Below are 14,134 nucleotides of genomic sequence, written 5' to 3'. Positions count from 1 at the left end.
GCCTATCTCGGGGTGCTCGTGCGGGCCGCCGCCCGGATCGGCGAGAGGACGGAGGGGAGGCGATGATGACCTCACACATCCGCGAGCGCCGTGTCGTGCGGCGCTATCGCCTGCTCGGCGCTTCTGCGACCGGTGTCCTGGCCGTCCTCGTCGGCCTGCTGCTGTTCGGCAACCTCAACGGCAACCTCGTCTACTACCTCGAGCCCGCCGAGGCGGTGGCCCAGCGCGCGAGCCAGTCTGAGGGCACCCGGTTCCAGCTCGGCGGCCTCGTCGTGGACGGCACTGTCGTCGGCGAACCAGGCCGGGTGCAGTTCGAGGTGACGTCCTCGGCCGGGCCAGACGGTGTCCGGGTGCCCGTGGAGTTCAGTGGCGCCCCGGCCCAGCTGTTCGGCGCCGGCGTCGGGGTCGTGCTCGAAGGGCAGTGGCAGGGGGACACCTTCGTCTCGGACTCGATGAAGGTGAAGCACGACGAGAACTACCAGCCGCCCGACGACGAGGGTTCGGCATGACGACGGCGGTGCCCTCCGCCGGGTGGACCGGCCTCATGCTCGGCCTCTCAGGGTCGGTAGTGCTGGCGGTCCTCGGCTTCCTCGCCCAGCACCGGCCCGGTGCCGTGCGTCGCAGGCAGCTGCTGGTCGGGGCGGGTTTCATGCTCGGTGGCTCGGTGCTAGCGATGGCGGCGCTCCAGGTCGCCCTGCTGACCGACAACTTCGCCGTCGCCTACGTCGCCGAGAACCACTCCCGTGCCACCTCGACGTTCTTCAGCATCACCGGGGCCTGGGCAGCGCTCGAGGGCAGCCTGGTCCTGTGGGTGCTCGTCCTGTCAGGATTCACCGCAGCGGTGATGCACGGAGTACGCGACACCGATGACCGGCTCGGCACCGGGGCGCTCGGCGTGCTGGGTTCAGTCGGCGCCTTCTTCTTCGGCCTGGTCGTGCTGGCGGGCAATCCATTCGAGATTCTTGCCGAGGTACCCGCAGACGGGCCCGGGCCGAACCCGATCCTCGCCGACCACGTGCTCATGGCCGTCCACCCGCCCTTGCTGTACGTGGGCTACGTCGGCCTCACAGTGCCGTTCGCGTTCGCGATGTCGGCGCTGCTCGGCAGCGTTGCGGGAGTGGAGTGGCTGCGCCGCACCCGCCGCGCGAACCTGACGGCCTGGAGCTTCCTCACGGCGGGTCTCGTGGTGGGCGCCTGGTGGTCCTACGAGGTCCTGGGGTGGGGCGGCTACTGGGCCTGGGACCCCGTGGAGAACGCCGCACTGGTTCCGTGGCTGGTCGCCACCGCCTTCCTGCACTCGGCCGTGGTACAGGTCCGGCGGGGAATGTTGCAGTCCTGGAACTTCGTCCTGGTGCTGGCGGCATTCGCCCTCACCGTCCTGGGCACGTTCCTCACCCGCAGCGCGGTCGTCCAGTCGGTACACAGCTTCAGCCAGTCCGACGTGGGCCCACCGCTGCTGGTGTTCTTCGTCGTCGTGGTGGTGACCGGGTTCGTGCTCATCGCACTGCGTGCCGAGCGCATCGCATCCCGGGGCGGTCCCGAGTCGCTGGCCAGCCGGGAGGGCATGTTCCTGCTGAACAACTTGCTTCTGAGTCTGTTCGCGTTCGTCGTGCTGCTCGGAACCCTCTACCCGGTCGTCCTCGAGGCGATCACCGACGAGCAGGTGTCGGTCGGACGGCCGTTCTTCGACCGGATGGCGGTCCCGCTCGGTTTCGCCCTGCTCCTCGCGATGTGGGCCGGACCGGTCACCCCGTACCGCCATGCGTCGCCGGCGGTGATCTGGAGACGCCTGCGCGTGCCGTTGCTGCTCGCGGCCTGTGCCGCGACGTCGACGGCCCTTGCCGGGGTGAGCTCACCGGGGGTCGTGGCCGTCGTGGCCCTGGCTACCGGGATCGCGTCGAGCACCGTGCGCCAAGCCCTGGTGACCGCCCCCGCACGGACTCCCGCCGGTCTGTGGCGCCTCATCTGCGGGCAGCGCGGGTACTGGGGCGGGCAGCTGGCCCACCTCGGTGTCGCTCTCTTCGTCGTGGTGGTCGCCACCTCGTCCGGTCTGGCCGAGCGGAGCACCGTCACCGTCGACCGCGGGGACTTCGTCGAGTTCGCCGGGTACACGCTGACCTTCGACTACGTCGACGAGCACGAGCTGCCCGACCGGCTGGTCACCGACGCGCACCTCACCGTCACCGACGGGGAGCGCGTCATCCGGGAGATGACACCGTTGTTGAACTCCTTCCCCGGCAGGCCACAGGCGGTCGGTAACCCCGATGTATGGACGACCCCGGCTCAGGACGTCTACGTCGCCCTCGGGGACCTGGAGCCCGAGCGCGTCACGCTCAACCTGTTCCGCTACCCGCTGATGGTCTGGATGTGGGTCGGCGGGGGCATGGTCGCGGCCGGCGGGTTCTGGGCGTTGGGTCGGCCGCGCCGGACCGCGCGGGCCGCGGTCGATCCCGGCCAGTCGCGGTCTGGGGAACCGGTGAGCACCGATGCCTAGCCCGGGCCAGAGGGCGGTCTCCGTCGTGATCGGCGGGGCGACTCTTCTGCTGACCGTCGCCGTCGCACTGGTGCTCGCCATGGCCCCCGCGGCGGGGCAGGACCGGGTGCAGGAACTGGCCGAGCGGCTGCGCTGCCCGGTCTGCACGAGCGTGTCGGTCGCCGAGTCGCCGTCGGACACCGCTGTCGCGATGCGGCAGGTGATCGAGGACCAGGTGGCGGCGGGGCGGTCGGACGACGAGATCGAGGCCTACTTCCGTGCCCGGTACGGTGACTGGGCGGTGATCGACCCGCCGGCGTCGGGCAGCACGCTGCTCCTGTGGCTGCTGCCCGCCGCGGCGACGGTCGCAGGTGTGGCGCTGCTGCTGACCCGCCGGTCCCGGCGCGCCGGCCGCGACGAGCCGGAACCGTCCGAGGCGGAACAGGCACGGGTCAACCAGGCGCTCGACCGGAGCCGCGAGTCGCAGGCCCGGCGGGAGCTCGAGCCGTGAGCCGGGGTGACGAGATCGCCGACCAGGCGCTGGCGGACATCCTGGAACTCGAGGCGCAGGTCGCCCAAGGCGAGATCGACGAGGAACGAGCCCGGCGGATGCGCCGGCATTATGTCTCCGTCGCCGCCGAGGCGATGGCCTCGCCGGACGACACCAGATCGCCCGGCCCCCGGAGCCCGGCAGGTCGAGCACCCCGCCCGTGGACGCTCGCCTACGTGCTGGCAGCCACGGTGGCGCTGGTCGCCGGGATCATCGTGCTCCCGGCGTCGATCGTGGAGCGCCCCGAGGGTGGAGCGGTCACCGGGATCGAACCGATGGCCGAGGCACCCGGTGATGCCCCGGCGGTCGACCCTGCCGCCGTCGACGACGAACAGCTGGAGCAGGTGGTCGCCGAGAACCCCGGGGTGATCGGGATGCGGTTGGCCCTGGCGGACCGCTACGTCGCGGCAGGCGACCACGGTGCCGCGATGCGCCATTACGTCGAGGCGGTCCGCCTCCGGCCCGACGACCCGCAGGTCCGCACGCGGCTGGCCTGGCTGCTGCTGACGATCGGGCAGACCGGACCGGCCCTCGAGAACGCCGACCGAGCACTCGCACTGAGCCCCGGCTCCCCTGACGCGGCCTGGGTCCGGGCGAACGTGCTTATCGACGGTCTCGGCGACGTGGCAGGTGGCGTCGGTGTCCTCGAGGGCCTGCTGGCCCGTCCGGACCTCACCCCGGACATCCGGGGCCAGGTGGAGGACCTGCGCCGCCGCGCACTGACCGACGGAGGAGGTGGGCGATGACGACGCGCAGTCGTCGATGGAGTGGGGTCCGCGCAGCGGCGGTCGCCGTGGTCGTCGTGGCGATCGGGGTCGGTGCCGTGTTCGGTTGGCGCCTTGTCGGAGGATCGACGGTCGTCGACAGCCCGCTGATCGGCCGCCCGGCCCCGGCAGCGACCCTGCCGCAACTGGACGCCGGCGGCACGGTCTCGCTGGCCGACCTCCGCGGTGACGTGGTCGTCGTCAACTTCTGGGCCTCGTGGTGCGTGGCGTGCCGTGGCGAGCATCCGGTCCTCGTGGAAGCGGCCCGTGACTACCGGGACCGTGGGGTGACCTTCCTCGGCGTCGACTACCAGGACTCGCCGGACTCGGCCCGGGCGTTCCTCGACGAACTCGGCCGCGGCGGCCCGAACTATCTCTACGTCAGCGACCCGGGATCGCGCGCCGCGTTGGACTTCGGGCTCTTCGGAGTCCCGGAGACCTTTGTCCTCGATCCCGACGGCGTGATCGCAGCGAAGATCACCGGGCCGGTGACGACAGGGCAGCTGGACGGGGTTCTCGAGGCCGTGCTCGCCGGTCGACGCCCCGAACCCGGGACACCCGGGTCCGTCCAGCCCGCACCGGGCGCGCCGTACAGGTCCCCCGGATGACGGCGCCGCCCACTACCGGACGAGTACCGGACGGTCCCGGTCGCAGGCGGTTGCCGTGGAGCGTCCTGCTGCTCGCCCTCCTCCTGCCCCTGGCGATGGGATGTCTGCCGGGCTCCGAGGTCACCGCAGGTCCGGCGGCGTCAGCCATCGGAGCCTCGGCGACCGCGGCGGAGTCCACCGCCGCAGAGCAGGATCACGACGTCTGCCCGTTGCAGCCTCTCTGTCCGCACGATGCCGGGCAGGACCACGCCACCGACGACGCCCCACCCCGCCTGACCGGTCCGGCCCCGCACGATCCGCTGTGTCCGTCGGCCCAGGGCGTCGAGGGGATCCGCGGGGAGTCCGGGACGGCCGCAGCCCCACGCGGCGAGCCGATCGTCCTCCCCGCCGTCCGGACGCCGGTCTCGGTCCTCTGCGTCGACCGGAACTGATCGACCGCACGAGCCGGCGCCTGTTCGTCCCGCGACCGGCCCGCCCGTCACGTCAGTCCCGACACCCGCGGCCCCACAGCCGCAGAGCCCGAGGTCTCCCATGTCCCGCAAGACCCGCACGCGTTCGACACCCTCGCTCCCCGTCAAGGGCGGGATGTCCAACCTGAAGTTCTCCCTGATCATCGTCGTGGTGTTCGTCGTCGGAGTCGGCACCCTGTTCGGCATCAGCCGCTTCAACGCCGACGACACGTCGGACGCTGCGGCAGTCGCCGTCCGCGAGAACAGCCTGAGGCTGTCGACTGCACCGGGCGCCACGGTCGACTTCGTCGAGTTCCTCGACTTCGAATGCGAGGCGTGTGGCGCCGCCTACCCTGCGATCGAGCAGCTGCGCCAGGAGTACGGCGACCGTGTCAACTTCGTCATCCGGTACTTCCCGGTGCAGAGCCACGCCAACGCCGAGCGGGCCGCTCGTGCCGTCGAGGCCGCTGCACAGCAGGGCGCGCTCGAGCCGATGTACAAGCGGATGTTCGAGACACAGGCCCAGTGGGGGGAACAGCAGGTGCCGATGGACGATCGGTTCCGCGGCTATGCTCGTGACCTGGGCCTGGACCTGGTCCGCTTCGACGTGGCCTACAACGACCCGGCCACCATGGATCGTATCGACGCCGACCGGAACGACGGTTTGAGCCTCGGGGTGCAGGGCACACCGACGTTCTTCGTGAACGGCGAGCGAGTCACGGTCCAGACCTTCGACGACCTTCGCCGGGCCCTCGACGATGCACTCGCCGCGAGCTGAGGCCGGTCGTCGGGCGACCGCGTCGGTGCCTGCCGTGCTGACGGGACTGACCGTGCTCAGCTCTGCGGTACTCGCTGCCTGGGCCTGCCTGCGGTTCACCGCCACGGACGACCGGGGCACCTCGGTCCCCGGCCGTCGCCGGTGATGCACGGGAGCGACGAGCTGATGTGCGTAGGGACCGCATGTTCTACGCTGTGTCGGAGTTCGAGGGAGCCGACGGTGGAGCTGGTCACGTGATGTCGAATCGAGGTGCGGTCGTGCTGGCCGTCCTCGGCGCGCTCCTCGGCCTGCTGGCACTGCACCCGTTGTCGGCGGCGTATGCGGGAGTGGCCCCGCACCCGGTTGCGGTGACCGCGGTGCCCGCCTCCGCCCCGGCTGCGTCGTCGACGCCCGACGCCGGCGCCGGACATATCGTGGGATGTCCTGAGTCGCCGGCCGACGGGCATCCCGCGCCGCTGTCGCCGAGCCGTGACGACGATCGGCCGATGCCCACGCTCGTGGGCAGGGTGGCGGCGACGGCCCCTGCCGAGTGGGCATCGGCTCTACGGTCGCCGATCACGGCAGAACCGCCTGCGCTCGCGGGGACACGTCTCCTGATCGGGATCTGCGTCTCCCGGACGTAGATGCGCCCGCGACCCTGGTCGCCAGCCACCGTCCCGCGCGGCCTCCGCGCGGATGCCCCTCGGCGTCGATCGTCCCGACGACCGCCGCCCCTGCTCTGTTCCGCGCCCGGATCCGGCACGACGTCGACGACCTGGATCGCCGCACGGAGCCGAAAGGACACTCCATGACCCAGGTCGGTCCACAGCCGGTGACGGTTCGCCCGAACCCGACGCGCTCCACCGCGAAAGGGTCCACGTTCCTCAAGATGCTGAGAACGACGGATCCAAAGGACATCGCGATCCTGTACCTCTGCACGTCGTTCGCGTTCTTCGCGGTCGGCGGCGTCATGGCGCTGCTGATCCGCGCCGAGCTCGCGCGACCGGAGCTGCAGTTCTTGTCGACCGAGCAGTACAACCAGCTGTTCACCATGCACGGCACAATCATGCTGCTGCTGTTCGCGACGCCGATCGTCTTCGGTTTCGCCAACTACATCGTGCCGCTGCAGATCGGTGCGCCCGACGTGGCGTTCCCGCGACTCAACTCGTTCTCCTACTGGCTCTACCTGTTCGGCGGGATCATTGTCGTCTCCGGCTTCCTGACCCCAGGCGGCGCCGCGGACTTCGGCTGGTTCGCCTACACCCCGCTGTCCAACGCGATCCGCTCACCAGGTCCCGGTGCGGACTTGTGGATCATGGGCCTCGTCGTTTCCGGCCTCGGCACGATTCTCGGTGGCGTCAACTTCGTGACGACCATCGTCTGCATGCGCGCGCCGGGTATGACGATGTTCCGGATGCCGATCTTCACCTGGAACATCTTCATCACCGCGCTGCTGATCCTGATCGCGTTCCCGATCCTGACCGCCGCGCTGCTGGCGCTGGCCGCGGACCGCCACCTCGGTGCGCAGATCTTCAACCCGGCCAACGGTGGTGTGGTGCTCTGGCAGCACCTGTTCTGGTTCTTCGGCCATCCGGAGGTCTACATCGTCGCGTTGCCGTTCTTCGGCATCGTCTCGGAGATCTTCCCGGTGTTCTCCCGCAAGCCGCTGTTCGGCTACAAGGGCCTGGTCTTCGCGACCATCGCCATCGCGGCGCTGTCGGTCGCGGTGTGGGCGCACCACATGTACGCCACCGGCGCGATCATGCTGTCGTTCTTCGCCTTCACCACGTTCCTCATCGCCATCCCGACGGGCGTCAAGTTCGTCAACTGGATCGGCACCCTGTGGAAGGGCAAGATCACCTACGAGACGCCGATGTTGTTCTCGGTCGGCTTTCTCGTCACGTTCCTCTTCGGCGGCCTGACCGGCATCCTGCTCGCGATGCCGCCGGTGGACTTCAACGTGTCGGACACATACTTCGTCGTCGCGCACTTCCACTACGTGCTCTACGGCACGATCGTGTTCGCGACGTTCGGCGGGATCTACTTCTGGTTCCCGAAGATGACCGGGCGGTTCCTCGACGAGAAGCTCGGCAAGATCCACTTCTGGCTGACCTTCGTCGGGTTCCACCTGACGTTCCTGGTGCAGCACTGGCTGGGCAACGAGGGGATGCCCCGGCGTTATGCCGACTACCTGCCCTCCGACGGTTTCACCGTACTGAACACGATCTCGTCGATCGGTGCGTTCGTGCTCGGTGCGTCGACGCTGCCGTTCTTCTACAACGTGTTCAAGAGCTACCGATACGGCCGGATCTGCGAGGTCGACGACCCGTGGGGATTCGGGAACTCGTTGGAGTGGGCGACGTCGTCGCCGCCGCCGCGGCACAACTTCACCGAGCTGCCCCGGATCCGGTCCGAGCGTCCGGCGTTCGACCTGCACTACCCCCACATCGTGCAGCGAGCACGGGCTGAGGCGCACGTCGGCGGGAGGGCGCACCCGACGGAGGTGCTCGCCCACGAGGTCGCCAAGGAGTCCATGCCGAGCGACGACCCGAGGGAGAACTGACTCGCGTGACAGATCGTCACTTCACTGGCACGGGGCGCGAGCTCGGGACGATCGACGGGGACGATGCCACGGTCCGGCCGGTGGAGATCCACGTGTTCGCGATCGGAGGGATGACGTGTGCTGCGTGTGCTGGACGTGTCGAACGGAAACTGAACAAAGTCGACGGGGTGGTGGCGACGGTCAATCTCGCCACCGAGCGTGCCCGGGTCGCCGTTCCGTCCGGTACCGATCCCCGCTCGCTCGCCAAGATCGTCGAACGTGCCGGCTACACCGCACGGCCACTGCCTCCCGCCCAGGATCTCACTGGTGGCGGCGCAGCGACCCGGACGCATGATCTCCGCCGCCGGCTCGCCGTCGCGGCGGTGCTTGCCATGCCGCTGGCCGACCTGTCGCTCGCGCTCTCCCTGTTCCCCGAGCTTCGCTTCGCCGGCTGGGAGTGGGTCTTCCTCGGGCTGGCGTTGCCGATGGTGCTCTGGTGCGGGTGGCCGTTTCACCGGGCCGCGTGGCTCGCGGCCCGCCGCGGCGGGGCGACGATGGACACGCTGGTGTCGGTCGGCACGCTCGCGGCGACCTGCTGGTCGCTGTGGATCATGCTTCGAGGGGGCGAGGCGGAGCCGGGCTTCGGCACCGGTTGGGCGGCCCTCGCCCGGACCGACGACGCGCTCTACCTCGACGTCGCGGCAGTTGTGATCACGTTCCTGCTCGCGGGACGCTACTTCGAAGCACGTGCGAAGCGTTCGGCAGGGTCGGCGTTGAGCGCACTGCTCGGCTGGGGGGCGAAGGACGTCGAGGTCGTGCGCGACGGTGAGCCCGTCCGGGTTCCGGTGGGGGAGTTGCGGGTCGGCGAGCTGTTCACCGCGCGGCCCGGCGAGAAGATTGCCACAGACGGCCTCGTCGAGGAGGGCCGGTCCGCTGTGGACACCGGTGTGGTGACCGGTGAGTCGGTCCCGCGCGAGGTCGGGCCGGGTGACCGGGTCGTCGGTGGCACGATCAACACGGTCGGGCATCTGCTGATCGTGGCGACCCGGGTCGGCGCCGCGACCCGGCTGGCACGGATGACCCGACTCGTCGAGGAGGCGCAGGAGGGCAAGTCCGCCACCCACCGCCTCGCCGACCGGGTGTCGGCTGTGTTCGTGCCGTCGGTTCTGGCCCTCGCGATGGCGACGTTCGCGGGATGGTGGCTGCTCGGCCCGTCGACCGCGAGTGCGATGACGGCCACGCTCGCCGTGCTGGTCGTCGCCTGCCCCTGCGCGCTCGGACTGGCCACCCCGACCGCTCTACTCGTGGGCACCGGGCGGGGAGCGCAGCTCGGGGTGTTCCTGAAGGGGCCCGAAGCGCTGGAATCGACCAGGCGCATCGACACCGTCGTCATCGACAAGACCGGCACCCTCACCGAGGGAAAGGTCCACCTCGAGGCCCTACGACCGGCAGCCGGTGAGGATCCGCAGGACGTACTGGCTCGAGCCGCAGCCGTCGAGCGCGGTTCGGAACACCCGATCGCCGCTGCCCTGGTCGCGGCGGACACCTCACCCGGCCGGCCGGCCCACGGCATCGTCGCGATCGCCGGGCTCGGTGCCCGCGGCACCGTCGACGGAGTCGAAGTGCTGGTCGGCAGTCCGCGGATGCTGGCCGAGCACGGTCACGAGCTGACGGACGCCCTGGCATCGGAGTGCCGCAGAGCGGAGGACGCCGGTGGCACCGTGGTCGCCGTCGGGTGGGCCGGTCGGGTACGCGGGCTCTGCGTCGTCACCGACCGGATCCGGCCGAGCGCCGAGGGGGCCGTCGCCGCGCTGCGCTCGCTCGGGATCGAACCGGTCATGGTGACCGGCGACAACCCGCGGACGGCCGCTGCCGTGGCCGAGGCCGTCGGGATCGACCAGGTGATCGCTGAGGCGATGCCGGAGGACAAGGTCCGCCACGTCCGCCGTCTCCGAGCCGGCGACCGGTCGGTCGCGGTGGTCGGGGACGGTATCAACGACGCCGCGGCGCTTGCCGCGGCCGATCTGGGGATCGCGATCGGGAGCGGCACCGACGTCGCTATCGAGGCGGCCGACGTCGTCCTCGGCCGCGATGACCTGTCGGCGGTGGCGGATGCGATCGAACTCGCCCGCCGCACGCACCGCACCATCGTGCGCAACCTGCGATGGGCGTTCGGATACAACGTCGCCGCACTGCCTCTCGCCGTCGCCGGCCTGCTCAGCCCGCTGATCGCGGGACTGGCCATGGTCCTGTCCTCGGTCTTCGTCGTCTCGCAGAGCCTCCGCCTCCGCCGGTTCACGCCCTCTACATCACCCGGGACCGGGCCGTGAAACGGACCGGAACGATCACCCTCGCGATGCGGCCCGGCTGGTCCTGGCTCGCCTGGTGGGTGCCCGTCGCCGTGCTCACAGGTCTTGCGGTGGCCGCAGTGGCACCCGACATCGCGGTCCTGTTCGGCTATCGCTCGCTGGGCGTGACAGCCTCGGTCGGTCAACCGTTGGCCCGCACACTGGCGATCGGCGCGGCGTCGGTGGCGGTGGCCGGCCTGCTTGCCGCCGTCGTCCACGCACCGGGCACCGCACGAGGTGCCTTGAGTCCGACGGGATACGCCGCGCTGCAGGTGGTTCGTCCCGCGGGCCTCGTCTTCGCTGCCTCCGCGATCGCTGTCGCCCTGCTCACGATCGCGGAGTCTGTCGGGATCGGGCCCGGACGGCTGCTGCAGAACCCACCGACGCTCGTCCAGGCGCTGCTCACCATCGATGCCGCAGCAGGGTGGGCGATCGCGGCACTGATGGTCGGATCGGCCGGCCTGGCCGCCAGGACGGTCCTCACCTGGCGTGGTGCGACGGGAGTGTTCGCAGTCCTTCTCGCCGGTCTGATCGTGCCCCCGGCCACCGCGGTGTCGAACTCCGAGCGTTCGCACGACTGGTACGGAGACGCCGTCACCGTGCACACGGTCGCCGCCACACTCTGGATCGGGAGCACGCTGGCGATCTGGTGGCTCGGTCGCGGCGGCGAGGTCGGTGAGCACGCACTGCGACGTCACGATCGCCTTGCCACGGCCGGCGGAGTCGTCCTGGTGATGACGGGCGCCGTGCCGTTCACACTCGACGTCGGGGCCGACGGGCTGACCAGCGAATACGGCCTGCTCGTCGTGGCCAGTGCCGTGGCCCTGATCGCGGGGCTGGCCGTCGCCCGCGGCAGCAGGCGACGCGGCTCCGGGCGGCTCGGGCTCGTGGTGGAGATGGTCACCCTCACCGCTGCGGCAGCAGCGGGTGCAGCGATGACGCGACTGATCCCCCCAGGTGCAGAGATCCCTGAGCCGCTGGACGCAGACCGGCTCGTCTTCCTGCTCGGGTACGAATTGCCCGACCGGATGGGGTGGCCCGAGATCGCCGGCCTCTGGCGGGTAGACCTTCTCTTCGCCCCGGCCGCGCTCATCGCGGCCGTCGCCTACGTCGCCGCGGTCAGCCGTCTGCGACGCCGCGGCGAAAGGTGGCCACGTCACCGGACTCTTGCCTGGTCCGCCGGCTGCCTGACGGTCCTCGTCGCGACGTCGTCGGGAATCGGCGCCTTCTCGCCGGCCGTGTTCGGAGTCCATCTCGTCGGCCACGCGCTGCTCGCCACGGTCGCCCCGTTGCTCCTGGTCTGGGGGCATCCGCTGACGATGCTCCGGCGTGGCTCGTCCCCAGGAGCGAGCGACCGCATCGACGCGCTGCTCGAGAGCGGGCCGATGCGGGTGCTCTACAATCCTGCGGTCGCGTGGATGGCAGCGGCTGTGTCGCTGTTCGGTGTGTACGCCACCGGACTGTTCGACGCGGTGGTGCTGGAGCACTGGTCACATCCGGCCATGAACACCCTCGCTCTCGTGACCGGCACCCTGCTCTTTCGCGCAGTGCTCGGTGCCCGGGACCCCGAGCCGCCGGTGTTCGTCCGGCTGGGTCTTCTGTTCGCGGTGATGATGCTGCACTCGGCCTTCGCGATCTGGCTCCTCCTGCGCGCCGAGCCGGTCGCGGGCTCGTTCTATGCCGCGGTGGCGATGCCGTTCGTCCCGGACCTGCTCGCAGGACAACGCCACGGCGCCGTCCTCGCATGGCTCGTGTCCGACCTTGCGGTCGTGGCCGCGGCACTGGTCGTCGTCCGTTCGTGGGGCCGAGAACCGGGTCCCGGCGCCGACCCAACGGGAGTGACAACCCCATGATCCACACCGTTCCCGCAGGATTGCCACCTCTGGATCCGCCACCGTTGACGGTCGAGACGATGCTGTTCAGTTGGACGTTCGACAGCGTCGTCCTCGTACCTCTGGCACTGACCGGGGTGCTCTACCTCTGGGGAGTCCGGCGTCTTCGCCGCCGCGGTGACGCGTGGGCGCCTCGACGTACCGCGTTCTTCCTGCTCGGCCTCGGGCTCACGGTGGTCGGCACGGCGTCGTTCCTCGGTGTCTACGACCGTGTGCTGTTCTCCGTGCCCGCGATCCAGCACATGGTGCTGCAGATGATCGCACCGGTGGGTCTGGTGCTCGGCGCTCCGATCAGCCTGGCGTTGCGGGCGCTGCCTGCTCCGGGGCGCCGAGTCGTCCTGGCCGCACTGCACAGCCACTGGAGCCGGCTGGTCTCTCACCCCGCAGCGGCTTTCGGGATCTTCGCCGTCACACAGTTCGCCTTCTACTACACGCCGCTCTACGACCTCTCGTTGACGAACATGTGGGTGCACGACGTGATGCACCTACACTTTGTAGCTGTCGGCTTCCTCTTCTACTGGGCCCTGCTCGGGATCGATCCGACACCGCATCGCGTCCGGTTCAGCCTGAAGATGATCCTGGTCGTCGGAATGGGGCCGCTGCACATCCTTCTCGGCGTCCCGATCATGATGACCAGCACGTTGTTCGCCGCGGACTACTACGAAGCACTGGGCCGGGACTGGGGACCGTCGTTGCTCGACGACCAGCACCTGGGCGGCGCGATCCTCTGGGGATTCGGGGACATCGCGGCGATCGGGCTCATCGGAGCCTTCGTACGCCAGTGGTTCGCCTCGGACGAACGCGCAGCGCGCCGGACGGATCGTCAGCTCGACCGCCTCTACGGTGACGGCCCGACCATCCAGCCGTGGTGGCTGTCCAGGGAGGAGGACACCCCAGACGTTCTTGGCCCGCAGCGGGACGGCACGTGAGGCGGTCAGTCGAACGAAATGTGTACGTGGTCCATGTGGTTCGCGGTGACGCCGCCACGATCCTCCTGCATCTCCCATCCGCTGCCGGTGTCGATGCGCTGGCGGTAGATCACGTAACTGATGCCGAGCTCGTCCATGTTCTGACGGGCGTAATCGGCGAGCTTTTCACCGGTCGCACGGTCGGCCATGAAGTCGAGTGCCTTGCCCTTGGGGTGGTCGGAGGCGTTGGCGCGGCCCGCGACCCCGTAGACGGTGTCGACGCCGAACATGCAGCGGAGCCTCTCGCCCGCCGTGGCCGTGCCCGTCGCCACGGCGCCGAACCCCTCGGTGCCCGCAGCACAGCTACCCGGTCCGCCACTCGCGTCGCCGGAGCCGCTCTCCGGTGGGCTCTCCCGCTCCGCGTCCTGGCGGACCTGCTCCGCCTCGTCGACTGCGGTGGTCGCGGCGCGAGTGATCGCGTCGACGTCCAGGGGAGGGGGAGGGTCGGCGAGTGCCCGGGTCGCCCCGTCCGACGGAGCCGGTGCGACGGGCAGCGTCGCCACCGGTGGGGAAGCCGTCTCGGTGACCGGGGCGGTGAAGGCCTGCAGAGCGAGGTCCTCGACGTGGACCGTGTCATCCCCGAGCGCTACGTGACCCGCCACGAGTCCGCCGCCGGCCACCGCCGAGGTCAGGATCCCGACCGCGCTGCTGCCACGGTGCCGGACCGGGCCCGGTCCCTGCGGTGCAGGGGCGTCTCGTGTCACGAGCGAGCGGTTCGGAACGGGTCGGCTCGGGGAATGCCGACCGGGTCCCGCACCGGCGCGATGGTGCCTCGGCACAGTA

General features: G+C 70.2%; 11 protein-coding genes. 10 read left to right on the top strand and 1 reads right to left on the bottom strand.

What is annotated here, in order from left to right; all coding sequences use genetic code 11:
- Nucleotides 1-65 precede the first annotated feature (65 nt).
- The 10 genes from DMP15_RS28965 to DMP15_RS28920 all read left to right on the top strand — a co-directional run bounded on the left by DMP15_RS28965 (nucleotide 66) and on the right by DMP15_RS28920 (nucleotide 13,312).
- Nucleotides 66-509, top strand: a complete 444-nt coding sequence (locus tag DMP15_RS28965) for a cytochrome c maturation protein CcmE (RefSeq protein WP_337826836.1) — start codon at nucleotides 66-68, stop codon at nucleotides 507-509.
- Complete coding sequence (locus tag DMP15_RS28960; RefSeq protein WP_337826835.1) at nucleotides 506-2,494, top strand: heme lyase CcmF/NrfE family subunit; 1,989 nt, start codon at nucleotides 506-508, stop codon at nucleotides 2,492-2,494. The genes DMP15_RS28965 and DMP15_RS28960 overlap by 4 nt, the downstream gene beginning before the upstream one ends.
- Complete coding sequence (locus tag DMP15_RS28955) at nucleotides 2,487-2,984, top strand: cytochrome c-type biogenesis protein (protein ID WP_337826834.1); 498 nt, start codon at nucleotides 2,487-2,489, stop codon at nucleotides 2,982-2,984. The genes DMP15_RS28960 and DMP15_RS28955 overlap by 8 nt, the downstream gene beginning before the upstream one ends.
- Nucleotides 2,981-3,769, top strand: coding sequence for a tetratricopeptide repeat protein (locus DMP15_RS28950; RefSeq protein ID WP_337826833.1), 789 nt, complete (start codon nucleotides 2,981-2,983; stop codon nucleotides 3,767-3,769). The genes DMP15_RS28955 and DMP15_RS28950 overlap by 4 nt, the downstream gene beginning before the upstream one ends.
- On the top strand, nucleotides 3,766-4,395 hold the full coding sequence (locus DMP15_RS28945) for a TlpA family protein disulfide reductase (protein ID WP_337826832.1): 630 nt from the start codon (nucleotides 3,766-3,768) through the stop codon (nucleotides 4,393-4,395). The genes DMP15_RS28950 and DMP15_RS28945 overlap by 4 nt, the downstream gene beginning before the upstream one ends.
- Before the next feature lie 531 nt (nucleotides 4,396-4,926).
- Entirely contained in the window at nucleotides 4,927-5,622 is a 696-nt protein-coding gene (locus tag DMP15_RS28940; protein WP_139323933.1) for a DsbA family protein, read from the top strand.
- Between the two features lie 787 nt (nucleotides 5,623-6,409).
- Nucleotides 6,410-8,164, top strand: coding sequence for an aa3-type cytochrome oxidase subunit I (gene ctaD, locus DMP15_RS28935; protein WP_337826831.1), 1,755 nt, complete (start codon nucleotides 6,410-6,412; stop codon nucleotides 8,162-8,164).
- 5 nt (nucleotides 8,165-8,169) lie between these two features.
- On the top strand, nucleotides 8,170-10,473 hold the full coding sequence (locus DMP15_RS28930; protein WP_337826830.1) for a heavy metal translocating P-type ATPase: 2,304 nt from the start codon (nucleotides 8,170-8,172) through the stop codon (nucleotides 10,471-10,473).
- Nucleotides 10,470-12,344, top strand: coding sequence for a cytochrome c oxidase assembly protein (locus DMP15_RS28925; protein WP_337826829.1), 1,875 nt, complete (start codon nucleotides 10,470-10,472; stop codon nucleotides 12,342-12,344). Before DMP15_RS28930 ends, DMP15_RS28925 begins: the two co-directional genes overlap by 4 nt.
- Nucleotides 12,341-13,312: a cytochrome c oxidase assembly protein gene (locus tag DMP15_RS28920; protein WP_337826828.1), complete on the top strand. Its 972-nt coding sequence runs from the start codon at nucleotides 12,341-12,343 to the stop codon at nucleotides 13,310-13,312. The genes DMP15_RS28925 and DMP15_RS28920 overlap by 4 nt, the downstream gene beginning before the upstream one ends.
- A 5-nt stretch (nucleotides 13,313-13,317) precedes the next feature.
- On the opposite strand, the gene DMP15_RS28915 is transcribed toward DMP15_RS28920, so the two are convergent.
- Nucleotides 13,318-13,953 (bottom strand): hypothetical protein, encoded by a 636-nt coding sequence (locus DMP15_RS28915; RefSeq protein ID WP_139323932.1) that lies wholly within the window; start codon nucleotides 13,951-13,953, stop codon nucleotides 13,318-13,320.
- Nucleotides 13,954-14,134: the final 181 nt, after the last annotated feature.

The sequence above is a fragment of the Pseudonocardia sp. UM4_GMWB1 genome (assembly GCF_017312155.1).
GTDB lineage: Bacteria > Actinomycetota > Actinomycetes > Mycobacteriales > Pseudonocardiaceae > Pseudonocardia > Pseudonocardia alni.
This window is presented reverse-complemented; position numbering and strand designations above follow the sequence as displayed.

Bases quoted from the DNA above. Each gene is read 5' to 3' on its own strand.
- DMP15_RS28965 (WP_337826836.1), top strand. From the start codon at position 66: ATGACCTCACACATCCGCGAGCGCCGTGTCGTGCGGCGCTATCGCCTG.
- DMP15_RS28960 (WP_337826835.1), top strand. From the start codon at position 506: ATGACGACGGCGGTGCCCTCCGCCGGGTGGACCGGCCTCATGCTCGGC.
- DMP15_RS28955 (WP_337826834.1), top strand. From the start codon at position 2,487: ATGCCTAGCCCGGGCCAGAGGGCGGTCTCCGTCGTGATCGGCGGGGCG.
- DMP15_RS28945 (WP_337826832.1), top strand. From the start codon at position 3,766: ATGACGACGCGCAGTCGTCGATGGAGTGGGGTCCGCGCAGCGGCGGTC.
- DMP15_RS28940 (WP_139323933.1), top strand. From the start codon at position 4,927: ATGTCCCGCAAGACCCGCACGCGTTCGACACCCTCGCTCCCCGTCAAG.
- ctaD (WP_337826831.1), top strand. From the start codon at position 6,410: ATGACCCAGGTCGGTCCACAGCCGGTGACGGTTCGCCCGAACCCGACG.
- DMP15_RS28920 (WP_337826828.1), top strand. From the start codon at position 12,341: ATGATCCACACCGTTCCCGCAGGATTGCCACCTCTGGATCCGCCACCG.